Raw genomic sequence first — 23,370 nt, 5'->3', positions numbered from 1 at the left:
GGGGCAACCTGGCGTGCCCGGTCACTGGATCGTCGCCGATCCCACCGCGGGCGCGCTTTGCGGCTGCGGCTGCGCCAGCATCTTCAGGGATTTGTCGATGGCGTCCCTGAGGGCCTGCGCCGCCATGGGGCTGCAGCGCAGGCGCCCGCAGGCGACGAGCTCGATCGCCACGTCCTTGCCCGCCGGCGACAGCGTGCGCGCCGCCAGCTCGATCTGGACGGTGCCCTGCATCACGCCGAAGCTGGGAACGACGTCGAAATAGACGAAAGGCGCAGTGTCGACATTGCGGTAAGGCGGCGTCGCGGGGCGTTTTGGATCGGCCATCATTGCGTTCCTGATTGACTGCGCCCGACGCTATCACAATCGCGCCGGCCCGACACGCGTGCGGCCCGCCTCCTCAGGGGCCGAAATCGGCCAGCGGCACCTGCGGCGCCACCTCGCGCGGCAGGTGCCCGCTCAGGCGCGGATCGGGCGAGACCTCCACCTCGAACGAGAAGGGCACGAAGCCGGAGCGGCGATAGAAGCCGAGCGCCGCCGGGTGGTCGAAGGTGCAGGTGTGCACCCATAGCCGTTCGATCGGCCGCGACCACGCCTTGGCAAGCGCCTGGTCCATCAGGAAGCGGCCCGCTCCCTGCCCGATCGCTTCCTTGACGAGGCCGAAAAAGGCGAGCTCGCATTCCCCCGGCCGGCGGAAATCGAGTTCCAGCAGCCCGATATCCCGGCGCATCGAGGACAGCACATGGATTTCGACGAGAGGATCCTCGAGGATGCCGCGCAACTCGTCGTCCGGCATGGTCAGGCGGGAATACCACAGCCAATCCTGTCCGACGGCGCGGAACAGGGCGCGATAGGCCTGGAGATCCGGCTTTTCGACGCGCTGCAGCACCATCGGCGTATCGACCGGACGCAGCGGGCGGGGGCGCGGGCGCTGCGTCATCTCCAGGCAAGTGACGACGGTGGCGATCATGCCGGGGGGGACGGCGGAGTAGCCGGCGGAGAGAAGTCTGGCGGAGCTAGTCATGCTCCACCGGAAATCCTATTGCGGCACGCGCGTCAAGGGGGCCACGGCGAGCGCCCTCAGTAATTGAGAAGGCGCAATACGATCCACACGATCGCGAAGGTGACGAGGAAGACGACAAGCACCATCGCGAGCCCGCGCGGGTTGCGCGGCAGGCCGAGGCTTCGGCCCGGACCCGCGAGCACATACCAGATCGCCACGATCAGACCGATGATGGCGGCGATTTCGTTACGCGGCATGGCGATTCCCCCGGATGCGGAAGCCCAAACGGTTCCGCTCCTGAAGAAAGCCGTTCGAGGCGGCCGATGCAAGCGGCGAATCGGACGGAACGCAGCTCTATGCCGGCAACCTCGCGGATCGTCCCGCCGCGGCACCGGGATCGCCCGTCGGGCGCCCCGGTCCGCCGCGTTCTAGATGCTGCGGATCATGCCGCCGTCGATGCGTATCGTCGTTCCCGTCACATAGGAGGCCTGCGGGCTGGCGAGGAACACCGCGGCGGCTGCGAATTCCTCCGGGCGTCCATAGCGGCCCATCGGAATGGCGGCGCGCGAGGCGGCCTCGACTTCTTCCGCCGTGCGGCCGGTGCGCTGGGCCGCCGCCGCGTCGAGCGAGGCGACCCGCGATGTCGCGATCCGGCCCGGCAGTACCATGTTGACGGTGACGCCATGGGGGGCGAGTTCCGTCGCCAGTGTCTTGGACCAGCCGACCAGTGCCGAGCGCAGCGTGTTGGACACGGCGAGGTTGGGGATCGGCATCTGCACGCCGGACGAGGCGATCGTGAGGATGCGCCCCCATTTGCGCTCGACCATGCCGGGCGCCAGCCTGTCGGTGAGCTTCATCAGCGACAGCACCATCGCCTCGAACTGCGCCTTCCACACTTCGGCGGAGACACCCAGCGCCGGCGAGGGCGGCGGGCCGCCCGAATTGTTGACGAGGATGTCGACGCCGCCGAGCGCTGCGAGGGCCTGGTCGGCGATCGCGTCGGGTGCACCGGCGGCGGCGAGATCGGCGACGATCCGGGCCTTCGCCTCCGGCATGGCCGCCTGGAGCCGCTCGGCCGAACGGCCGACGACGGCGATGTCCGCGCCCGCTTCCCTCAGGCCCGTCGCAATGGCGGAGCCGAGGCCACCGCTCGCGCCGAGGATCAGAGCGCGCTTGCCGCTGAGGTCGATATGCATTGCTGGAATTCCTTTCACCAAGCGAGGCCCGGGAGCCATAGATGCTCCGCGTCGCATCGCGCCGATTAGCTTGATTTATACCCGGCCGCCAAGCGAGGCTTCGGCAGCCGGGCCGTCGTCCCCGCCGGGACACGCAGCCGAGAAGGCTCGCTGGGCCGGGATGCCACCCTGCGAGGTATGGCCGTGCCGGCGGTCAGAAGGCCATCCAGCCGCCGTCGACGAGGAGGTTGACGCCGGTGATGTAGGTCGCCATGTCGCTCGCCAGGAACAGCGCCGCACCGGCGACGTCGTCCGGCCGGCCCAGCCGCGGCCACGGCGTACGGCGATGCGAATAGTCGAGCGCCTGCGGGTCGTTGGCGACGCCCGGCTTGCCCGTGATGATCTTGCCCGGCGCGACGGCGTTGCAGACGATGAAATCCCTGGCGTGGTCGACGGCGATCTGGCGCGTCATCTGCACGATGCTGCCCTTGCTGACGCCGTAGGGCATGTCGCCGGGTGAGCCGACCATGCCGTGCTGCGAGGAAATATTGACGATGCGGCCCCTCACCTCCTCCACCGGATCCTGGGTGAGCATCTGCTGCACCGCCCGCTTGCAGCCATGGAATACGCCGGTGACGTTGACCGCCATCACGCGGTTCCACTGCTCCTCGGTCGTCTCGACGAGATTGGTGCTGGTGTAGATCGCCGCATTGTTGACCATGACGTCGAGCCGGCCGAAGCGCGACACCGCGGCCTCGACGAGGGCATCGACGTCAGACCATTTCGAAACGTCGGTGCGCGGGCTGATGGCGCTGCCGCCGGCGGCGAGGATGAGGGCCTGCGTGGTCTCGCCGCCCTCGATCGGCTCGTCGCGGACATCGGCCAGCACGACGTTCGCACCCTCTCTGGCATAGCGCAGGGCAATGGCGCGTCCCAGCCCCGAACTCGCGCCGGTGACGATGGCAACCTTGTCTTTCAGCAGGGGCATTGTTCTCTCCTTGGCAGGCGTGAGGGATATCCATCATCGATCGGCATGGGCCGACGTCGGGCCGGCGGTGACCACGGCCCCGCCGCGCGCCTCGGCGACGCCGCCGGCGCCGAAGATCTCGCGGCCGCGCAGCAGGACGCGGAGGAGGCGCCAGGGCACGTCGAGCCCGTCGAAAGGCGTGTAGCCGGCGCGCGACAGCTGGTCCTCGTTGTGAACGACCGTTCGCTTCGACGGGTCGAGGATGAGGATATCGGCGTCATGCCCGGGACGGATGGCGCCCTTGCGCCCGCCGAGGCCGAAACGTGCCGCCGGATTGGCACTGCACATGCGCACGAGGTCCTTCAAGGCGATGTCGCCTTGGTCGACGAAATGCAGCATCGTGGCGAGAAGCGTCTGCACGCCCGGCATGCCGCCCGGGATGTCGGCGAAATTCGCATAGGAAGCAGCCTTCTCGGCCGGACTGTGCGGCGCGTGGTCGGTGGCGACGATGTCGATCGCGCCCGCACGCAGGGCCTCGCGCATGGCGACGAGATCCTCCTGTTCGCGCAGCGGCGGCGACGCCTTGAGGTTGGCGCCGAGCCTCTCATAGCTGTCCTTGGCGAAGAGCAGGCATTGCGGCGTCGTCTCGATGCTGGCGTCGGCCATGTCGCGCAGGCGCCGCCAGGTCGCAATGCCCAGGGCCGAATTGGTCTGCCGGATATGGATGCGCGCGCCGGTCGCGGCGGCGGCGAGGACGGCGCGGGCGATGCCGGCCGATTCGGCCAAAGGCGGCCGGCTCGCCTGGAATTCGCAGACGCCCCCTGCCCGCCCGGCGTTGCGCCGGGTCTCGCCGGCCAGGATCGACTCGTCCCCCGGCGACACGCCGATCAGCACGTCGAGCGGAGCGAGCGCCCGCATCGCCCGGTCCATGCCGTCGAGCGTGTCATGTAGGAAAGCCTCGGGGACATCCGCGGTGAAGAGTTCGAAGGAGACGGGAGCCAGTTCGCGCAGCTCCCTCAGCCCGGCGAGGTCGCGCCGCACCACCACCTGGAAGCCGACATCGGTGTGCAGCCGCCCGGCGGCGAGCTGCATCTTGTCGCGCAGCTGGCCTGCATTCCAGGTCCACGGCTCGTCGGTCGGCATGTCGAGCAGCGTCGTCACGCCGCCCACCGCCGCCGAGCGCGTGCCGGACTGGAAATCCTCCTTGTGGGTGAGGCCGGGGTCGCGCAGATGCACATGCGCGTCGACGAGCCCCGGCAGGAGGTCGCAGCCGGCGACATCGATCTCGTCGCGGGCCACCGCGCTCTCGCCGGGCGCCAGCAGCGCGGCGATGCGGCCTCCCTCGATCGCGACATCGGCGCGCGCCGCGCCGCCCGCATTGACGACGTTTCCTCCGCGCAGGAGCAGATCGAACATTCTGGTGCCCTCGTGAAACAAGTGCCGGAACCCGCGTCCCGGACACCACGGATAATATGGCCGGCATCGTGCCGACAAATTCGGGCCGCGCCGGCGGTCCGGGGCCTCTGATGCCCGGAGGGATGGAAACCCCGGCCGAGCGCCGCGGCGGGTCGGGTCAGGAGACCCGCCCACCGCGGTGTGCCGGTCCCCGACCGGCACTTTCCGGTCGCTCTGCGGCCATGACCGCGGGTCTCGGAACGTTGTCAGGCCTCGTAAAGCCCGGGCAGCCTTCCCTCCTCGTGGGTGATGACCTCCAGCAGCGCCGCCTGTCCGGCTCCCACATGATCGAGGCAGCGCCGCAGCGCCGGTCTCAGCTCGGCCGGCTGGGCGACGCATTCGCCATGGCCGCCCAGGGCGCGGGCGATGGGCGCATATTCGCCCGACATGCGGTTGGCGCCGAATTTGCGCGTCGCGATCGGCATGGAGGCGGCATAGCCGCCGAGAACATTGTTGCGCATCACGATCGTCAGGATCGGCAGGTTGCAACGCGTCGCCGTCTCGAAATCGATGCCCACCATGCCGAAGGCCGATTCGCCCATGATGTTGACGACCGTCGCATCCGGGCGGGCGAGCCGGGCGCCCATGGCGAAGCCGAGGCCGCTGCCGAGCTGGGTCGTCTTGCCCCAGCCGATATAGCTGCCCGGCTTGACGGCCCGGTAGAAGGGACAGAACTGGTCGCGCGGGTTGCCGGCATCATGGGTGACGATGGTGCGCTCGGGATCGACGGCATTCATCACCTCCCATACGAGACGGTAGGGCGAGAGCGGCACGGCGTCGGACGTCAGGAACGGCATCCACCGGCGCATGAACTCGGCCTGCACTCCATGGATCTCACGCGCCAGCGCGGCGGTGCGCGGACGCAGCCGCTCGATCGCGGTGCGATCCTCCAGGGCGCGGTCGCGCATCTGCAGCAGCACCGAGCGGGCATCGCCGACCACGCCGAGGGCGACGGGATAGTCCTTGCCGAGGTCGGCCTCGTCGATGGTGATCTGGAGCAGCGTCTTGTCGCCGGGAATCGGCAGGATGTAGTGCGACCGCGTCAGGCTGGAGCCGATCGCCAGCACGACGTCGGCCTTGGCGAGGAAATGATCGACGGTCGCCGGCCGGGCGCGCCCCGCCGTTCCCAGCGAAAGCGGATGGTTTTCGGGGAAGGCGCTCTTGCCGTTCGGCGTCGTCATCACGGGAATGCCGAGGATCTCGGCGAACTGCGTCAGCTCGGCGGAGGCCTGGGCGGACAGCACGCCCTGGCCGGCGAGGATCAGCGGATTTTCGGCGCGCAGCAGCGTGTCGACGAGTTCGCCGATCTCCTCGGCGCCGGCCTGCGGCACCGAGCGGCGGGGGCGCCGGTAGTCCTGAAGGTCGGCATCGTGCGACTCGGCGAGAAGGTCGACCGGCAATTCGAGCAGCACGGGCGACGGCGCCCCGTTGCGCAGGCGCGAAATCGCCGAATGCATCAGCTTGGGCAGATCCTGGACACGCGTGGCCGCCTCGCACCATTTGGTGACGTTGCGGAAATTCCGGCGAGCCTCGAAATTCGGCGCCACCGCCTCGTGCCCGCGCGGATAGCCGGTGGGCAGGAAGAGAACCGGGGCGCGGTCGTTATAGGCCTGCGCGATGCCGCCGAACGAACTCTCGACGCCCGGCCCGTATTGAACGGTGACGACCGCGAGTTCGCGGCCGGCGGTGACGCGGGCATAGCCTTCGGCGATGTTCACCGCGACGCGCTGCGTGCGGGTGATCACCGGGGGAATGTCGATCTCGGCCGAGGCTTCGAGCAGTTCGCTGTGCGGAAAGCCGATGATCTGCTTCATGCCCTCGCGCTTCAGGATGGCGGCGACGATCTGGGCGCCCTTCAGGCTTCCGTCCCGCGCAACCGCGGCGGCATCCGTGATGGCGGCGGACGCGCCGTCGGCGTTCGTTTCGGGCCTGCGCATGATATTCCTCGTATTCACCGTCCGGCTCAGGCCGGATCGGACAGGTCGTGCTCGGCGACCCAGTCCATGTAGTCGTGGAAGCCCACCCGGCCCGGGCGCGGGCGCCATCCGGTGTCGTGCGCGATGCGGGCGATGTCGTAGGCGCCCCACATGCCGTCCTTCAGCCGCGGGTCGTGGACGACGTTGGCGTCCGCGCCGGTCGAGACCTCGAAGCGCAGGCCCGGCACCTTCTCGGCGGCCCAGGCGATGAGCTCGCCCGTCGTCGTCGTGACGCCGCTGGCGATGTTGTAGTGGCGGTAGCGCAAGGCGGGCGCATCGACGAGCGCATGGATGGCATGGGCCACGTCGACGGCGCTCAGATAGTCGCCGACGGCGTCCAGGCTGTTGGGCCGGATCGTCTCGCCCGTCAGCGCCATATGGGCGATCCGATTGGGCACGTGGCGGAAATTACGGCTCGCGGTGGCGCGGTCCATCGGCCCGTAGATGGAGGAGAGGCGGACCGACGCCGCCGAAAGGCCGAACAGGTCGGCATAGCGGTTGACGACCATCTCGGAAGCGAATTTCGAGATGCCGTAAAGCGTCACCGGCGCGACATAGCCGTCTTCCGGCAGGGGTTCGCCGGCCCAGTCGGGCCCCTGGTTGCGATAGACCGAGCCGGAGCTGACATAGATGAAGCGCCGGACCGCCCGGTTGCTGCGTGCCCAGTCGGCGACGCGCACGGTGCCCATCAGGTTGACCTCCATGATGCCGGCGGGATTCCCCGCCTCCGGATGGAGCTTGGGGTCGGTGCCGCGCGAGATCGGCGTGATCGTGGCGCCGTGGACGATCGCGGTGATGCCGAGGCCGTCGAGCCGGTCCTGCCAGCCCTGCGTGGCGCAGACATCGCCTTCGATCACCGTCAGGCGGTCCCGCATCGGCGCGAAATAGCGCTCCGCCATCGCGTCGAGGCCGGACCGGTCGAGGATCGCCACCTTGTTGGCCGGATCCCGCTTCAGCCATTCGCCGGCGACGACGCTCATGACGAAGCCGCCGCCGCCCGTTACCAGAAGTGTCATGGTCGCTCCGTTGCGTTGTCGTGCCCGCCCGCCGCCGGGACTGTCACCGGGCGGTGTAGCCCCCATCGACGAGCAGGTCGGTGCCCGTCACGAAAGATGCGTCCGAAGACAGGAGAAAGGCCGCCGCCGCCGCGATCTCGTCGGGAAAGCCGATGCGCCCGAGCAAATGCCGGTCGCCGAGCCCGGCATTGGCGGCCTCGAGGTCCGGCCAGCGCAGCAGCAGGCGCGAGGTGCGCACCGCGCCGGGCGACAGGCTGTTGACGCGGATATGAGCGGCGGCATGGTCGACGGCCATCAGGCGTGCGAGATGGATCAGCCCGGCCTTGGCCGCGCAATAGGCGACCGCCTTGTGCGTGGCGACATGGCCGAGCTGCGAGGCGACCAGCACGATCGAGCCGCCGCCGCCCTGCGCCATCAGCGGCACCGCGAACTTGCTCATCAGGAAGGCGCCGGTCAGCGAGACGTCGATCTCGCGGTGCCAGTCCGCCGGATCGAGCTCGGTCACGTCGCCGTCGACGGAGGGCGCGGCGGCGTTGTGGACATAGCCGTCGAGACGCCCGAACCGCGCCGCCACCTGCTCGACGGCATGGCGCGCCGCTTCGAGATCGGTGACGTCGCAGCCGATGCCGATGGCGCCGCCCCCGATGCGGTCCGCCAGGGCTTCGGCGGCGGCGGCGTCGAGGTCGGCGCAGGCGATCACGGCGCCTTCGGCCGTGCAGCGGCGGGCGGTCGCCGCGCCGATGTCGCTGGCGGCGCCGCTGATCAGGATGACCCGGCCTGCGAGGCGGGAGTTCGAAATGAGGTCAGGCATGAGAAAATCGGCTTCGTTCATGGCGTGGGCGGCGTTCATTCCGGCAGACCGGGCGCCGGCGAGCGCTCGGCCGGGCTCGTCTGGACGGATCTCCGCAGGGGCGCGCGCAGCAGGTTGTAGGAGGCGGCGATCATCACGAGGAACGCGCCGGTGCCGAGGAAGACGAACAGGGCCTCCGGCTGGAAGCGCGCCATCACCTGCGTCGAGATCACCGGCGAGAACACGCCGCCGATGGAGTAGAGCAGCAGCAGCCGGCCGGAGACCGACACCATGAAGCGCGTCTCCAGCCGGGCGTTGGCGAAGGCGATGGCGACGGGATAGATCGTCAGCGTCACCGCGCCGTAGAAGAAGAACAGGGCGAAGAGCACCCAGGCCGAATTGTTGCCGAGCAGGGCGATCAGGCCGCAGAGGAGCGCGGCCAGGCCGCCGCCGACGACGAGCAGCATCCGCCGGTCGACGGTGTCGGACAGCCAGCCGACGGGCGTCTGCGCCAGCAGGCCACCGATGCTGAAGGCCGTCGTCAGGCCGACCGTCGTCGACGTATCGAGGCCGATCTGCGCCCCGTAGAGCGGCGTCATCACGAAGACGTTCAGATTGGTCATGCCGGCCTGGACGGCGGCGATGACGGTGACGGGTGCCAGACAGGCCAGCCGCCACAGGCCGAAGGGCTCGGCGGCCTCCCGCCCGCCCAGGGGCAGCGCCGCTTCGGGGCTGGAGGCGGGAAGGGCCGGCCATCGGCCGCCGAAGCTCGCATACAGCACGCCGGCGAGGCCGACGCAGGCCGCCAGCAGGAACAGCGTGCTTCCGCCGGGATCGGCCAGCCGCACCATGAGCTGGCCGAGCAGCACGCTGAGCGAGGTCATCAGCATGTAGAGCGAGAACAGTGTCCCCCGGTTGGAGGCGCCGGCATAGAGATTGATCCAGCTTTCGGCGACGATGAACAGGACCGCCATCGACAGGCCGTTGACGAAGCGCAGCACGAACCAGAGGACGGGCTGGCTGTCCAGCGCGAAGCCCGCCGTCGCCGCCGCCGTCAGCGCCGCGAAGGCCAGGAAGGTGCGCTGGTGGCCGAGCCGCGCCACGAAGCTGCGAGCGGCGAGGCAGCCGCCGACGAAGCCGATGGGAAAGGCGGTCAGCACGAGGCGCACCGCCACGTCGCCGAACAGGCCGCTGCCGAGATGCAGCGACAGCACGGTGGTCAGCAGGCCGTTGCCGGCGCCGGCGACACAGATGCCGACCATCAGCGGCAGGATCTGGCGGGAAAGCGCCAGGGTTCGCCGCAATCCGGATGCGGGCGCTGCTCGGGTGATCATGACGATACGGCGTCCTCGGCCGGCGCGTCGAAGACGGGCGGCATGGCGTTGAGCGCCTCGGGCGCGATATGGCAGGCGATCTCGTGGGTCGGCGACATGCGGTGCACCGGCGGCGGCACGCTGTCGCAGATCGCCCCGACCTTGCGGTGGCAGCGCGAGGCGAAGCGGCAGCCGGGCGGCGGCGAGATCGGGCTCGGCGTCTCGCCGGAGAGCCGGATGCGCTCATGCGGCACGGCATCCGGGTCCGGGCTGTGCACGGCCGACAGCAACGCCTCGGTATAGGGATGATAAGGCGGGCTGAAGATCTCCTCGACGCGTCCGCGTTCCATCACCTTGCCGAGATACATCACGACGACGGTATCGGCGACGTGCCGCACCAGCGCGAGGTCGTGGCTGATGAAGAGCAGGGTGCTGTGCCGCTCCTTCTGGATATCGAGCAGCAGCGTCACCACCGCGGCCTGCACCGAGACGTCGAGGGCCGAGACCGGCTCGTCGGCGACGATCAGCGCGGGGTCGGAGGCGAAGGCGCGCGCGATGGCGATGCGCTGCTTCTGGCCGCCGGAAAGCTGGCCGGGGCGGCGTGCGGCGATCGCCGGCGGCAGGCGGACCATCTCGAGCAGTTCGCGCACGCGCTGGTCGATGGCCGCCCTGCCCTTGCGGATGCCGAACTTGACGATGGTGCGGCGGATCGACCACGCGGCGGAATGCGACGGATTGAGCGTGCTGTCCGGGTTCTGGAAGATCATCTGGATCGACTGCAGCAGCGGGCGCGAGCGGTGCCGCGCATCGGCCTTGGCGATATCGGTGCCGTCGAAGCGGATCGCGCCGGATGTCGCCTGCTCCAGGCCGACGACCATGCGCGCCAGGCTCGACTTGCCGCAGCCGGATTCGCCGACCAGCGCCACGATCTCGCCCTTGGCGGCCGCGAGCGAGACCGCCTCGTTGGCGACGACCGCACGGCCCCGGCCGAGCACATACACCTTGTCGAGGTCCTCGATCTCCAGCGCCTTCGCCCGCACGGCGAACGAGGCATCCTCGGCGTGATGCGGCGGTTGCGGGGCCTCGATCTCGTTCCACCTGACGCAGCGCACGCCATGGTCGCCCGCCGCAGGCTGCATCGCGATCGGCTCGCCCCCGCAGCGCGGCGCGTCGAAATGGTCGCAGCGCGGGCCGAAGAAGCAACCCTGCGGTCGCTCCTGCGGCAGCGGAATCTGCCCCTTGATCGGCGCGAGGGCCCGTGTCGTCTTGTCGGCGCGGATGTCGGGAATGCAGCCGAGCAGGCCCTGCGTATAGGGGTGGCGGGGCCGGCGGAAGAGCTGGGCGGTCGGCCCCTCCTCGACGATCTCGCCCGAATACATGATGCCGACGCGGTCGCAGGTCGAGGCGATCAGGCCGAGATTGTGCGAGATGTAGAGCAGGCTGGTGCCGTAGCGCTGCCGCAGATCGGCGATGAGGTCGAGCACTGCCGCCTCGACGGTGACGTCGAGCCCGGTGGTCGGCTCGTCCAGCAGCAGCAGGGCCGGACGCGCCAGCAGGGCCATGGCGATGACGATGCGCTGCTGCTGGCCGCCCGAAAGCTGGTGCGGATAGCGGCGCAGGATCTCGCGGGGGTCGGGCAGCCTGACGTCCTCGATCATCGCCGCCGCCATGTCCAGGGCCTCGGCCCTGCCGGCGCCGAGATGGCGGCGCGGCACCTCGGCGAGCTGGGCGCCGATGGTCTTGACCGGATTGAGGGCGCTCATCGGCTCCTGGTAGACCATGGCGACGCGCCGCCCGCGGATCGAGCGCAGCTGGCTCGGCGTCGCGCCGACGATCTCCTGGCCCTCGAAGCGGATGCTGCCGCCGGTCACCCGGCCATTGGCGCCGAGATAGCCCATCACCGCCATCGCCGTCGTGGTCTTGCCGCAGCCGGATTCGCCGACGAGGCCGTAGCTCTCGCCGGGGGCGATGCGGAAGGACACGTCCGGCACGGCGAGGACCGTGTCGTCCTTGCCCTTGAACTCGATGCGCAGATTGCGGACCTCGAGCAGGGCATCCGCAGGCATGGCCGGCGCGCCGGAAGCGCCCGGATTGGCGATATCGAGTGCGATCATGGCTTCCAGGCCTCCCGCATGCCGTCGGCGAGCAGGTTGAAGCCGAGGACGAGGCTGACGATGGCGATGGAGGGGGCGATCGACATCAGCGGCCAGACATTGATCACCGTCGTCGTCTCGCGCACCATGCCGCCCCAGTCGGGATTTGGCGGCGGCAGGCCGAGGCCGAGAAAGCCGAGGATGCCGATGGTGATGATGGTGTAGCCGATGCGCAGGCAGGCATCGACGATCAGCGGTCCCCGGCAATTGGGCAGGAGCTCGACGATCATGATGTAGAGCGTGCTCTCCGCCCGGAGCCGGGCGGCGGCGACATATTCGCGCTCCTTCAGGTCCAGCACCAGGCCGCGCACGATGCGCCCGATGCCCGGCGCCGAGGCGATGGTGGTGGCGACGATGATGTTGAGGACGGAGGGGCCGATATTGGCGATGAGGATGACGTAGAGGATCAGCACCGGGAAGGCGAGGATCACGTCCGACATCCGGCTGACCAGCATGTCGACGAGGCCGCCGAAATAGCCGGCGAGCATGCCGATGACGATGCCCACGATCATCGCGACCGCCACCGAGAGCGGCGCGACGACGAGAACCGTCCGCGCGCCGAAGATCAGGCGGGAGAGGATGTCGCGGCCGAGGATGTCGGTGCCCAGGAGATGGGCGGCCGAGGGATTGGGATCCGCCATCGCCATCACGTCCTGGTTCGTCGGCGAGACGAGCGGCAGCACAGGGGCGAGGACGGCGAGCATGACCCAGAACAGGATCAGCGCCAGCCCGATCACCGCGGTCGGCGAACGGAAGAGCCTCAGCCAGTTGCGCCGGCGGCTGGCGACGCGGACAGGAGGCGGCATGGTATCGATGCTTTCGGTCGACATGCGATCACCTCAGCCGGATGCGGGGATTGAGCGCCATGTAGCCGAGATCGCCCAGAAGCTGGGTGACGATCGCGACGGCCACGGTGACCAGCGTCGCCGCCTCCACCGTGGAGATATCCCCGAACAGGCTCGCCTCGAGCAGCATGCGCCCGAAGCCGGGATAGGCAAACACCAGTTCCGTCACCACCACGCCGCTGATCAGGAAGTTGAGCTGCAGCAGCAGCACGGTGAAGGGGGCGATCATGGCATTGCGCAGGGCGTGGCCGAGGATGACCTGGCGCGGGCTCAGCCCCTTCAGGATGGCGGTGCGGATATAGGGCTTCTCCATCACCTCGATCATCGAGACGCGGATCATGCGGGCGACATAGCCGAAATCGTAGATGACCAGCACGGCCACCGGCAGCACCATCTGGGACGGCACCGACCATCCGCCGCTCGGATCGAGCGGGCTGGTGCCCGGCAGGACGGGCCAGAGGATGACGAACAGCGTGACGAGGAACACGCCGGAGGCGAATTCGGGGATGGAGGTGAAGGTGATGCAGAGCACCGACAAGGTGCGGTCGAGCCCGCTCCCCTCCTTCAGGCCCGACAGCACGCCGAAGAGGATGGACAGCGGCACGATGAGCGCGAAGGCGAGGCCGGCGAGGATCGCCGTATTGCCGAGGCGGTCCCACAGCACGTCGTTGACCGGCAGCTTGTAGAGGGTCGAATAGCCGAAATTGCCGAAATATCGCGCACCGCGCGGATCGCTGAAGTTGAGACCGTTCGTCGGGTCCTGCAGGGGATCGGGAATGGCGCCGACGAGGACGCCGAGCCAACGGCCGTAGCGGACCGGCAGCGGATCGTTCGCCTTCAGCTTCTCGGTGAGGATGTCGACCTGTTCCTGCGTCGCGAATGGCCCGAGCGACTTGCGCGCCACGCTGCCCGGCGTGAACTCGGAGACGGCGAAGACGACGAAAGACGCCACCAGCATGGTAGCCAGCATCAGGACGAGGCGTTTGGCGAGGAAGGCGACCATTGAAACGATACGATGTCCGGTTGTTCGGAGCGTCGGGGCATCCCGGACGCGAAGCAGCACGTCAGCGATGCCTCGCGTCCGGGATCGCATGTCGAAAGAGGTTCATTCTGCGGGAGGTCCCGTGTCCGCACCACACCCTTGGGAGGGTGCAGTGCGCACGGGATGTCTCCGTCTCTTCGGCTGCGATTGATCCGCTGAAGGCGCGGGGCGGCCGGCTCAGGCCGAGACCGCGCATTCGTTGGCGAAGATGTATTGCGAGGGATGCAGCTTGAATCCCTGCACCTTCTTGTCCATCACGGTCGAGAAGACGCGCCAGAAGGGCTGCACGATCGGCCCGTCATCCTGCATCAGCGCCTCGATCTTGGCCATCACCACCTTGCGCTTGTTGGCGTCGAGGATGCCTTCGGCCTCGCTCAGCAGCTTGTCGAACTCCGGATTGGAATAGCCGGATTCGTTCCAGGCCGCGTTGGAGCGGTAGGCGAGCGCCAGCGTCATGATGGCGAGCGGGCGATGGCCCCAGGCCGTGAGGCTGAACGGCACCTGCGTCCACACTTCCCAATACTGGGCGCTGGGCAAGGCCTTGATGTTGACCTTGACGCCGATGTCCTTGAACTGCTCGGCCAGCACCTGTGTGGTGTTGAACTCCCACATCGGATCGGGCCGCGTCACCATGTCGATCTCGAAGCCGTCGGGATAGCCCGCTTCGGCAAGGAGCTTCTTGGCCTTCTCGACGTCGCGGCCATATTTCGGCAGCGGCGCATATTCGGGATGCGAGGGGGCCACATGATGGTCCTCGGCCGAGATGCCGGCGCCGAGCAGCGAGGTCTGGATCACCTTGTCGTGGTCGATGGCGTAGCGCATGGCCTGGCGGACGCGCTTGTCGCCGAAGGGCTTGTGGTCGGGGCGCATGCGGGCGACGGCGGTCTGCGTGGTCTCGACCTTGAGCACCTGCACATGCGGGAAATTCTTCATCGCGTTGATCTGCACCGCGTCGGCCTCCGACAGGCCGTCGACCTGGCGCGAGGCCATGGCGGAGATCAGCGCGCCCGGATTGTCGCCGAGATCGATGAACTCGAAGGTGTCGAGGTGCGGGCCCTCGCCCCAGTAATCCTTGCGGGCCTTGTACTTGGCGCTCTTGCCGACGGTGAACTCGACGAGTTCGAACGGCCCGGTGCCGTTGGAGCCTGGCCCGAACGAGCCCTTCTCCGCGGGATCGATGATGAACATCGGATAGTGGAAGAGGTGCTCGGGCACCGCCACCTGCGGCGCGAACGCGTTGAGGCGCACCGTATGGTCGTCCACCTTCTCGATCGCCTTGTCGGACCACAGCCGGCTCGACTTCTTGGGCTTGCCGTCCTTGTCCTTCTCGCCGGTCTCGTATTCCTCGACGAGATAGCCGGTGAACAGGCCGAGCATCGAGGAACCGACGGCGGGATCGCTCACGCGCTTCAGGTTCCACACCACGTCGTCGGCGGTCAGCGGCCGGCCGCTGTGCCACTTGATGTCCTTGCGCAGATGCAGCGTCCAGGTCTTGAGGTCGTCGCTCGCCTCCCACTTCTCCAGGAGATAGGGCCGGGTGATGTTGTCGCGCCCGGTGAAGGTGAGATATTCGCAGACCTGGCGGATGACGTTGGAGCGCTCGGCGAAATCCGCCAGATGCGGGCTCTTGATCTCCATGCAGCGCATGCCGATGCGCAGATTGCCGCCCTTGGGGAGTTCGTCGGCCTTCGCGGCCGAGAGGGTCGGATCGACTTCGCCGATCGCCTCATAGGCGACCGCAGCGGAGAGGCCGAGCAGGGTCGCGAAACGCAGGAACGATCTCCGGTGGAGCTGGCCTGCCTTCATGTCTTCGATAAGTGCCGGTATTTTCGGATGCGGATGTTCTGTCACCGGATCGTTCCCCGTCCTGTTGTGCATACTCTGGATCTAAAGCTTTTCGTCTTCTTCCGTCTCGCTCTGGAGGCCGTTTTTCTCCAGATAAGAGGAATTATACTTCGCTTGTACAGGTGAAACTCATTCCTTCGGATTGGATCCAGAAGGCCTTGCGACTTAGAACTAGGGCCTATTGCCGACCGTGAAAACGCACAAACGCGACATTTGACCTACAATAGGCGACAAGCTGCGCCCGGATTGATCACCCTGTGCTCTTGCTCAATTTTTCGGCACGAGACCCTCGTTCCGCGTCGTCCGCGGCGTCACGCCGAAATGTGCACGATAAGTGCGACCGAAATGGGTGGAGGACATGTAGCCGCAGATCTGCGCCACCGCGGAGATCGACAGGTCGGTGCGCAGGAGAAGGTCGCGGGCCCGTGTCATGCGAAGGTCGGTGTAGAAGGCCGACGGCGTCTTGCCGAGATGGGACATGAACAGGCGCTCGATCTGTCGTGTCGACATGTGGACGCGGCGCGCCAGCACCTGCAGGTCCACCGGATTCTGGATCGAGTCCTCCATCGCCGTGATCACCTCGGCGAGCTTGGTATGTCGGATGGAGAAGCGCGATTGCGGCGTCATGCGCTGGAACGCGTTCTGCTGGCGGATCTCCGGATGGTTGAACTGGTCGGAAATGCCGGCGGCAAGGGTACGGCCCCGGCAGGCCGCGATGATGTAGAGCATCATGTCCAGCGTCACCGTGCCGCCCGAGGAGGTGATGAAGAGCCCGTCCACCGCGAAGATCTCGTTGGTCACGATGCATCGGGGGAATTCCTCCTGGAACAGCGGCAGGAGCTCCCAATGGACGGCGCAGCGGCGGCCGTCGAGCAGCCCGGCCTGGGCGAGCAGGAAGGGACCGGTGCTGATGGCGCCGAGCACGACGGCCTGCCGGTGCAGCCGCCTGAGCCAGGCGAAGACCTTGGGATTGTAGTGGCTGGCATGGTCGAGCCCGGCGCAGACCATCACGAGATCGCAATGCGGCATCGCGTCGATCGAGCAGTCCACCGGCATCACCGTGCCGGCGCTCGCCATCACCCCGGCCCCGTCGATCGAGATCAGCGTCCACTTGAACACCGCCCGGCCCGCCAGGCGGTTGGCCTGGCGCAGCGGGTCGAGGGCTGCGGCGAAGGTCATGAACGGGAAATTGCGCAGGAGGAAGATGCCGATGCTGATGGGTTCGGCCGCGGCGGCCAGCATTTCCAGGGCATTTGCGGCTTGAGTCTTCATGGTGCGACTTTACAAGAGACGCATCCGCGGAGCGAACCCTTCATGTCCCAGCATCTCGGCGCCGTCAGCCTCGTCGTGCGCGACTACGACGAGGCCAAGGCCTACTATGCCGGCGTCCTCGGCTTCGACATCGTCGAGGACCGCGACATGGGCGAGGGCAAGCGCTGGGTCACGGTGGCGCCTCCCGGATCGGGCGGGACGCGCCTCCTGCTCGCCAAGGCCGCCGGGCCGGCGCAGGCGGCGGCGATCGGCAACCAGACCGGCGGGCGCGTCTTCCTCTTCCTCCACACCGACGATTTCGGGCGCGACTATGATCTCTATCGCTCCCGCGGCGTCGAGTTCCGCGAGGAGCCGCGCCGGGAAGCCTACGGCACCGTCGCGGTCTTCGAGGATCTCTATGGCAATCTTTGGGATCTCCTGCAGAGCCGGATCGAAGGCCGCTGACGGGGCCGTCTGATCGTCACGCAAGGCAGCCGCCTCGGAGGTGAGGAGAGGCCGAGGGTCCGCCGGCTTTTGGTTGGCCCCTCGGGAGATCGGCTCAGCCGATCCACATGGAGACTTCGACATCCTCGGCGAACGGCGTCGACAGGTAGCCGCTTCGAGGAGAGCGTACGCGGGCCAGATATTCGGGGCTGTCGTCGGCATTGTCGGCAACGATGAAGGCGCCCGGCCCGAGGCGGCTCTCCAGCAGGCCGAGGATGTCGGGATAGAGCGACTTGGCGCCGTCGAGCAGGACGAGGTCGATCGTCTCGGGCAGATCGGCGCTCAGGGTCCGCAAGGCGTCGCCCTCGCGGATCTCGACGAGGTCGACAAGGCCCCCTTCCCTCAGGTTTTCGCGGGCACGCGCCACCTTCGAAGGCTCGAACTCGGTGGCGATCAGAAGGCCGCCGCCATTGTCCCGCAGGGCTGCGGCGAGGTGCAGGGTCGAGATGCCGAAGGAGGTTCCGAACTCGACGATCGTTCGCGCCCGGGAGCCGCGCGCCAGCATGTAGAGCAGCATGCCCGTCTCGCGCGAGACCGGGAGCGGAAAATCCTTCAGGCGGCCGTAGAAGGCGAGATAGTCGGTCCTGCTGTGTATCAGGCGCGCCAGTTCGTCGGGGGAGACGGCCGCGAAGTCGGGGCTCGCCTCCGGCGAAGCCGCGGCGGCCTCTTCGAACAAGCGGTCCAGCAGGGGCGCGAGCGGGGCGGAGGTCAGGGAGGTCATGGCGGGGCTCCGGTCTGGGGTAAGCGCGTCCTTGCGCCGGATTGAAAATACGACTAATTCATCGCATTCCCTATTCGCATTGCCGCGTTCCCCGCATGACCGACCGCCGAAGTACCCGGATTTCCTCACGAAAACAGCCCAGGCAGGTCCGTTCCGCCGGGCTGGTCGCCGCCATTCTGGAAGCGGCTGTTCAGGTTCTGGCGAAAGAGGGCGCGCAGCGCTTCACCACGGCGCGGGTGGCCGAGAAGGCCGGCGTCAGCATCGGCTCGCTCTACCAGTATTTTCCGAACAAGGCGGCGATCCTGTTCCGGCTCCAGAGTGATGAATGGCGGCAGACGACCGCGCTGCTGCGCGGCATTCTGGAGGATGCCGGAACGCCGCCGCTCGAACGGCTGCGCACCGTGGTCCGCGCCTTCATCCGCTCGGAATGCGAGGAGGCCGCGATGCGCGTGGCGCTCAACGACGCCGCGCCCCTCTATCGCGATGTGCCCGAAGCGCAGGAGGCGAAGGCCGCGGGAGACGGCATCGTCGAGGCCTTCATGCGCGAGGCGCTGCCCGATGCTCCGGAAGCGACCCGCGCTTTGGCCGGCGATCTCCTCACGACGACGCTCGGCGAAGTGGGCAGGCGGTTCTCGGAGGTCCCTCGGACGCCGGCGGAGATCGAAGCCTATGCCGACGCCATGGCCGCCATGTTCTGCGCCTATCTGAGAAGCCTCGGAGGGGGGTGAGGCAAAGGCCGGCGCCGATCGGCGAGGTTCCGGCCAGGCTCAGTCCCGTTCGATCGTGTTGACGTCGGACTGGGTGCCGTCGCGCCAGGTGATGCGCAGGCTGATCGACTTCGTCCTGGGCGGCACCTTGACATAGATCTTGGCGTTGTCCGGCACCGAGAACGGGTCCTTCATGTTGCAGGCCGGCAGGTCGAAGCGCTTGAGCGGCTCGCCGCCGTCGAGGCCATAGCGCAGGTCGCTGATGGCGCAGCGATAGGTGACGAGCGTGGTGAAATAGACCAGCGTGCCGTTGAAGTCGCGGAACTCGACCCAGCTCGGCGCGATCTGCTCGAGATTGCGGCGCTGGTCGTCATAAAGGGCGACCTCCGGATCGAAGCGGATCGGGAACGGGCCGACATCGGCGCCGTCGATCGTCCGGTAGCGCACGTCGATCACGCCGGCGGGCGCGCGCGGCGACATCTGGAAGGAGGGATTGGGCATGCGGTTGCCGGTGCGCTGGTCGAGCACGTCGAGCAGGCCCGTCTCCTTGAACTCGCCGCTGCCGCCGATGCGGTAGGCGATCTCCGTCGCGGGCTCCGGCAGGGACAGCGTCACCGTCCAGCCGGCATTGGAGCGCATGAAGCTGGCGATCGGCGCACGGCCGCCGCCTTGCCCCGCCTGCCCCAGCCTGGCATCGGGGCGGATCAGCGCCAGTTGCTGGCCGCCGGCAGTGCCCTGCTGGATGTTGAGGGCCTTGGCCGGATCGACCGTGGGCGGATTGGCGGGATTCTTCAAGGCGATCTTGGCATCCTTGCCGCCGATGATCACGCCCGGGCCGATCGTCACGCCCGTCCCGATGCTGACGCCGGCGCCGGCCTGCGTGGTGCCGGTGGTGTTGATCCGCGTCGGGACCGACGAATAGACATGGCCGGTTTCGGTCATCGCCGGCCCGCCGGCCTGCGCCCCTGATGCGCTGCCGTCCGAGAGCACGACGTCGCCGATCACCTGGTCGTAATAGGCCGGCGTCTGCTCGTAGCCGACGGAGGCGGCGAGGGCGCGCACGTCGACCTGCGTCTTCTTGGCGATCTCGACCAGCGTGCGGCCGGGCCGGGCGAGTTCGCCGAGGAAGCTGCGCGTGAACACCGAATTGGGATCGGCGTCCTGGTCCGACAGCCGGTCGAGCGCCTCCTGCTTGGCGCCGGCCGACATCAGCACGAACACGCCCTCGGGGGCGTCGATGCGGGCGAGCCCGCGCGCGACCGCCGCCGAGCGTGTGGTGTCGCCGGCGAAGGGGTTGTCGCGGCAGGCGTCGAGCACCAGGATCGAGACGCCGGCGCCGCGCTGGCGGATGCCGTCGATGATGCGCTGGACCGGGAAGGCGGCGTCGCGGATGAGGTCCTCCTGGTCCGACCGCGCCGCCGGCACGTCGGTGGGCAGGAGGTAGTTGGTGCCGCCGATCTCGAAGCCGTGCCCGGCATAGAAGAACAGCGCCCGGTCGCCCGGCTGGACGTCGGCGTCGAAATCCACCAGCGCCCGGCTCATGCCGCGCTGGTCGACATTGTCGACGCGGCGGACGACGAAGCCGAGCCTTTCGAGCTGGTCGCCGACGGCATGGGCATCGTTCACCGCCTTCTGCAGCGGGGTGACGTTGGCATAGGCGTCGTTGCCCACCACCAGGGCGACGTTGCGGGCCAGGGCCGCCGTACCCGCAAAGATGCAGGCGAGCCCGGCCAGCAGCGGCGCGGAAAGACGGCAAAGGCGGCGGCGCATGGAAATCCCCTCCTGCAGGCGAACATCGCAAACCTACATCGCCGCCACGAAAAAGGCACGACGGGCGGCCCCGCGCCGTGCGCCGACGCACGCCATGGCATCGCCGTCCGGCGCCGCGCTCCCGATCGCCGCATTGACAACCCCGCGCCCTCCGCTTAAAACGAGTTTTGTTATAACATAACACAGATTATCCCGGGCCGGCAGCGAGCCGGTCGCGGGTCCGAAACGATGGAGACCATGATGCGTCCAATGCCGAATGCGAAGGGCTGGATAGTGGCGACGGCCCTGCTGGCGGTGGCGTCGGCGGTGCCGGGCGTGGGGATGACCACCCGCGCCCTGGCGGCCGAAAAGACCAGGATCGTCGCTGCCGAGAATTTCTACGGCGACCTCGCCGGCGAGATCGGCGGTGAGCATGTCAGCGTCACCAGCATCCTGTCCAATCCGGACGACGATCCCCATTTGTTCGAATCGAGCGCCTCCACCGCCAAGGCCCTGGCCGACGCGGAGATCGTCATCTACAACGGCGCCGATTACGATCCCTGGATGGACAAGCTGCTCTCCGCCTCCACCAATCCCGACCGCAGGACGATCGTCGCCGCGGATCTGACGGGCCGGAAGAGCGGGGACAATCCCCATCTGTGGTATGCGCCGGCCACCCTGCCCGCTGTCGCCGCCGCCCTCGAAGCGGAGCTCGAAAAGCGCGACGGCGCCCATGCCGCCGCCTTCAAGCAGAACCTCGCCAGGTTCGACGCCTCCTTCGCCGCCCTGATGAAGCAGGTCGATGCGATCAAAAGCAAGTATGCGGGCACCGAAGTGACTGCCACCGAGCCGGTTTTCGGCTATATGGCTGAAGCCCTCGGCTTCAAGATGCTGAATTACGAATTCCAGGTCGCCACCATGAACGACACCGAACCGAGCCCCAGCCAGGTGGCCGCCTTCGAGAAAAGCCTCGCGGACGGGTCGGCCAAGGTCCTGTTCTACAACAGCCAGGTCACCGACGAGACGACCAAGCGCCTGCTGCGGCTGGCCGAGGAGAACAAGGTGCCGGTGGTCGGCGTGACCGAGACGGAACCCGCCGGCAAGACGATCCCGAGCTGGTTCGGCGGCCAGTTGCACGAGGTCGAACAAGCCTTGGCCGGTCTGCACAAGTGACAGCCATCGCCTTCGAGAAGGTCAGCCTGACTTTCGGGAAACGCCGGATCCTTTCCGGCGTCTCCTTTTCCATTCCCGAAGGCCTGTTCGTCGGCGTCCTCGGGCCGAACGGCGCCGGCAAGACCACACTGATGCGGGCCGTGCTCGGCCTCGTCACGCCGCAGAGCGGGCGGATCGGCGTGCTCGGCCAGCCGCCGCGCCGCGGCAATCCCCAGATCGGCTACATGCCGCAGATGCGGCGCGGTGCAGCGCAGCTCGGCCTCAGCGGCTTCGAGCTGGTGCTCGGCGCCGTCGGCGGCACGCGCTGGGGCTGGCCGCTGACCTCGAAGGCCGACAAGGAAGCGGCATGGTCGGCGCTGGAACGCGTCGGCGCGGCCGACCTCGCGAAGCGGCCGATTTCGCAGCTTTCCGGCGGCGAGCGCCAGCGCGTGCTGATCGCCCAGGCGCTGATCGGCGAGCCGAAGCTCCTGCTCCTCGACGAACCCCTCGCCAGCCTCGATCCGGCTCATCAGCGCGGCGTGGTCGAGCTCGTGCAAGACATCGCCCGCGAACGCCGCATCTCCGTGCTGTTCTGCGCGCATGAGATCAATCCGCTGCTGCGAGCCCTCGACCAGGTGCTCTATCTCGGCAATGGCAGGGCGGCGATCGGCGCCGTCGACGAGGTGGTGAACCGCCACGTGCTGTCGGACCTCTACCGCACCCCCATCCATGTCGCCCGCATCAACGGCCGCATCTTCGTGATGGCCGAGGAGGGAGAATTGGAAAGCCACCGCCATGACGAGGACGGCGCCGCCTGATGTTCGAGTATGAATTCATGCGCAACGCCTTCGCGGCGTGCACCATCGTCGGCATCGTGGCGGGTGCGGTCGGTTATTTCCTCGTGCTGCGCGGCGAGACCTTCGCCGGCCATGCGCTCTCGCATGTCGGCTTTCCCGGCGCGACCGGGGCGGTGCTGATCGGCATCTCGCCCTTCCTCGGCCTCACCTTCTTCACGGTCGTCGCCGGCATCGGCATCGGCCTGCTCGGGGAACGGGCCCACCGCGACGTGGCGATCGGCATGGTGCTCACGCTGTCGCTCGGTCTCGGCCTGCTCTTCCTGCATTTCTACACCGCCTATGCCAGCATGGCGACGAACCTGCTCTTCGGCAACGTGCTCGGCATCAGCCGGGACACGGTATGGATCCTGGCGGCGCTCGGCCTCGCCTGCCTCGTCGCCCTCGCGGCGATCGGGCGGCCGCTGCTGTTCGCCAGCCTGCAGCCGGAACTGGCGGAGGCGCGCGGCGTGCGGCTCGGCCTCGTCTCCGCGCTGTTCATGGTGATCGTCGCCGTGACGACGGCGGAGGCGATGCAGATCGTCGGCGTGCTGCTCGTCTTCGCGCTGATGGTCGCCCCCGCCGCCACCGCCATGCGTGCGACGAAACGCATCAGCCACGGCATCCTCGTCTCGGTCTCGGTCGCCGTCGTCACCGCCTGGCTCAGCCTCGCGCTCGCCTTCTATACGGACTGGCCCACGAGCTTCTGGATCACGGCGATCGGCGCGGTTGCCTATCTCGCTTCGACGCGGGTCGCGATCGGGAATTCAAGGTAATTTAATACCACTCCGTGCGCGCCTTCACCTCTCGTTGAGGAAGTGTCATTTCAATGACAGTAGAAAGGCGCCCGCCACGGTGTCGTCACTTGCCCGGCGC

22 protein-coding genes are annotated in these 23,370 nt (G+C 68.0%); 5 read left to right on the top strand and 17 right to left on the bottom strand.

Annotation, left to right across the window (positions count from 1 at the left end; all coding sequences use genetic code 11):
- Nucleotides 1-21: 21 nt before the first annotated feature.
- From J3R73_RS05220 to J3R73_RS05150, 15 genes are all read right to left on the bottom strand, one after another.
- Nucleotides 22-324 (bottom strand): hypothetical protein, encoded by a 303-nt coding sequence (locus J3R73_RS05220; RefSeq protein ID WP_307423293.1) that lies wholly within the window; start codon nucleotides 322-324, stop codon nucleotides 22-24.
- Nucleotides 325-397: 73 nt separating this feature from the next.
- Entirely contained in the window at nucleotides 398-1,021 is a 624-nt protein-coding gene (locus J3R73_RS05215; RefSeq protein WP_307423291.1) for a GNAT family N-acetyltransferase, read from the bottom strand.
- Nucleotides 1,022-1,077: 56 nt separating this feature from the next.
- Nucleotides 1,078-1,257 carry a hypothetical protein gene (locus tag J3R73_RS05210; protein WP_307423288.1) on the bottom strand — a complete coding sequence of 60 codons (180 nt, stop codon included), beginning with the start codon at nucleotides 1,255-1,257 and terminating at the stop codon, nucleotides 1,078-1,080.
- 171 nt (nucleotides 1,258-1,428) lie between these two features.
- Nucleotides 1,429-2,196 carry an SDR family oxidoreductase gene (locus tag J3R73_RS05205; RefSeq protein WP_307423286.1) on the bottom strand — a complete coding sequence of 256 codons (768 nt, stop codon included), beginning with the start codon at nucleotides 2,194-2,196 and terminating at the stop codon, nucleotides 1,429-1,431.
- A gap of 193 nt (nucleotides 2,197-2,389) precedes the next feature.
- On the bottom strand, nucleotides 2,390-3,163 hold the full coding sequence (locus tag J3R73_RS05200) for an SDR family NAD(P)-dependent oxidoreductase (RefSeq protein ID WP_307423283.1): 774 nt from the start codon (nucleotides 3,161-3,163) through the stop codon (nucleotides 2,390-2,392).
- A 33-nt stretch (nucleotides 3,164-3,196) separates the two neighbouring features.
- Entirely contained in the window at nucleotides 3,197-4,558 is a 1,362-nt protein-coding gene (locus J3R73_RS05195; RefSeq protein ID WP_307423281.1) for a dihydroorotase, read from the bottom strand.
- 245 nt (nucleotides 4,559-4,803) lie between these two features.
- Nucleotides 4,804-6,534 carry a thiamine pyrophosphate-requiring protein gene (locus J3R73_RS05190; protein WP_307423279.1) on the bottom strand — a complete coding sequence of 577 codons (1,731 nt, stop codon included), beginning with the start codon at nucleotides 6,532-6,534 and terminating at the stop codon, nucleotides 4,804-4,806.
- A 26-nt stretch (nucleotides 6,535-6,560) separates the two neighbouring features.
- On the bottom strand, nucleotides 6,561-7,589 hold the full coding sequence (locus J3R73_RS05185; RefSeq protein ID WP_307423277.1) for an NAD-dependent epimerase/dehydratase family protein: 1,029 nt from the start codon (nucleotides 7,587-7,589) through the stop codon (nucleotides 6,561-6,563).
- Nucleotides 7,590-7,632: 43 nt separating this feature from the next.
- Nucleotides 7,633-8,400, bottom strand: a complete 768-nt coding sequence (locus J3R73_RS05180; protein ID WP_307423275.1) for an SDR family NAD(P)-dependent oxidoreductase — start codon at nucleotides 8,398-8,400, stop codon at nucleotides 7,633-7,635.
- Nucleotides 8,401-8,435: 35 nt separating this feature from the next.
- Nucleotides 8,436-9,713 carry an MFS transporter gene (locus tag J3R73_RS05175; protein WP_307423272.1) on the bottom strand — a complete coding sequence of 426 codons (1,278 nt, stop codon included), beginning with the start codon at nucleotides 9,711-9,713 and terminating at the stop codon, nucleotides 8,436-8,438.
- Entirely contained in the window at nucleotides 9,710-11,806 is a 2,097-nt protein-coding gene (locus J3R73_RS05170; protein WP_307423269.1) for a dipeptide ABC transporter ATP-binding protein, read from the bottom strand. The genes J3R73_RS05175 and J3R73_RS05170 overlap by 4 nt, the downstream gene beginning before the upstream one ends.
- Nucleotides 11,803-12,675, bottom strand: a complete 873-nt coding sequence (locus J3R73_RS05165) for an ABC transporter permease (protein WP_307423267.1) — start codon at nucleotides 12,673-12,675, stop codon at nucleotides 11,803-11,805. The genes J3R73_RS05170 and J3R73_RS05165 overlap by 4 nt, the downstream gene beginning before the upstream one ends.
- A gap of 4 nt (nucleotides 12,676-12,679) precedes the next feature.
- Nucleotides 12,680-13,693 carry an ABC transporter permease gene (locus J3R73_RS05160; protein WP_307423263.1) on the bottom strand — a complete coding sequence of 338 codons (1,014 nt, stop codon included), beginning with the start codon at nucleotides 13,691-13,693 and terminating at the stop codon, nucleotides 12,680-12,682.
- A 216-nt stretch (nucleotides 13,694-13,909) separates the two neighbouring features.
- The gene (locus J3R73_RS05155) at nucleotides 13,910-15,538 is read right to left on the bottom strand and encodes an ABC transporter substrate-binding protein (RefSeq protein WP_307423261.1); all 1,629 of its coding nucleotides are present in this window, start codon (nucleotides 15,536-15,538) and stop codon (nucleotides 13,910-13,912) included.
- Nucleotides 15,539-15,844: 306 nt separating this feature from the next.
- A complete protein-coding gene (locus tag J3R73_RS05150) occupies nucleotides 15,845-16,849 on the bottom strand; it encodes a GlxA family transcriptional regulator (protein ID WP_307423259.1) in 1,005 nt (334 codons plus the stop codon).
- Between the two features lie 42 nt (nucleotides 16,850-16,891).
- On the opposite strand from J3R73_RS05150, the gene J3R73_RS05145 reads away from it, so the two are divergent.
- Nucleotides 16,892-17,293, top strand: coding sequence for a VOC family protein (locus J3R73_RS05145; protein ID WP_307423256.1), 402 nt, complete (start codon nucleotides 16,892-16,894; stop codon nucleotides 17,291-17,293).
- A 94-nt stretch (nucleotides 17,294-17,387) separates the two neighbouring features.
- On the opposite strand, the gene J3R73_RS05140 is transcribed toward J3R73_RS05145, so the two are convergent.
- The gene (locus J3R73_RS05140; RefSeq protein ID WP_307423252.1) at nucleotides 17,388-18,053 is read right to left on the bottom strand and encodes an O-methyltransferase; all 666 of its coding nucleotides are present in this window, start codon (nucleotides 18,051-18,053) and stop codon (nucleotides 17,388-17,390) included.
- A gap of 95 nt (nucleotides 18,054-18,148) precedes the next feature.
- Here J3R73_RS05140 and J3R73_RS05135 point away from each other — a divergent pair, with 95 nt between their 5' ends.
- On the top strand, nucleotides 18,149-18,781 hold the full coding sequence (locus J3R73_RS05135; RefSeq protein ID WP_307423249.1) for a TetR/AcrR family transcriptional regulator: 633 nt from the start codon (nucleotides 18,149-18,151) through the stop codon (nucleotides 18,779-18,781).
- 39 nt (nucleotides 18,782-18,820) lie between these two features.
- Here the strand turns inward: J3R73_RS05135 and J3R73_RS05130 are convergent, their stop codons facing one another.
- Nucleotides 18,821-20,530 (bottom strand): caspase family protein, encoded by a 1,710-nt coding sequence (locus tag J3R73_RS05130; RefSeq protein WP_307423247.1) that lies wholly within the window; start codon nucleotides 20,528-20,530, stop codon nucleotides 18,821-18,823.
- Nucleotides 20,531-20,779: 249 nt separating this feature from the next.
- Here J3R73_RS05130 and J3R73_RS05125 point away from each other — a divergent pair, with 249 nt between their 5' ends.
- The 3 genes from J3R73_RS05125 to J3R73_RS05115 are packed head-to-tail and all read left to right on the top strand — an operon-like array spanning nucleotide 20,780 to nucleotide 23,270.
- Nucleotides 20,780-21,682 (top strand): metal ABC transporter solute-binding protein, Zn/Mn family, encoded by a 903-nt coding sequence (locus tag J3R73_RS05125; RefSeq protein WP_307423245.1) that lies wholly within the window; start codon nucleotides 20,780-20,782, stop codon nucleotides 21,680-21,682.
- On the top strand, nucleotides 21,679-22,479 hold the full coding sequence (locus tag J3R73_RS05120) for a metal ABC transporter ATP-binding protein (RefSeq protein ID WP_307423242.1): 801 nt from the start codon (nucleotides 21,679-21,681) through the stop codon (nucleotides 22,477-22,479). The genes J3R73_RS05125 and J3R73_RS05120 overlap by 4 nt, the downstream gene beginning before the upstream one ends.
- Nucleotides 22,479-23,270, top strand: coding sequence for a metal ABC transporter permease (locus J3R73_RS05115; protein WP_307423239.1), 792 nt, complete (start codon nucleotides 22,479-22,481; stop codon nucleotides 23,268-23,270). The genes J3R73_RS05120 and J3R73_RS05115 overlap by 1 nt, the downstream gene beginning before the upstream one ends.
- Nucleotides 23,271-23,370 lie beyond the last annotated feature (100 nt).

This window comes from Labrys monachus (genome assembly GCF_030814655.1).
In the GTDB taxonomy this organism is placed as follows: domain Bacteria; phylum Pseudomonadota; class Alphaproteobacteria; order Rhizobiales; family Labraceae; genus Labrys; species Labrys monacha.
This window is presented reverse-complemented; position numbering and strand designations above follow the sequence as displayed.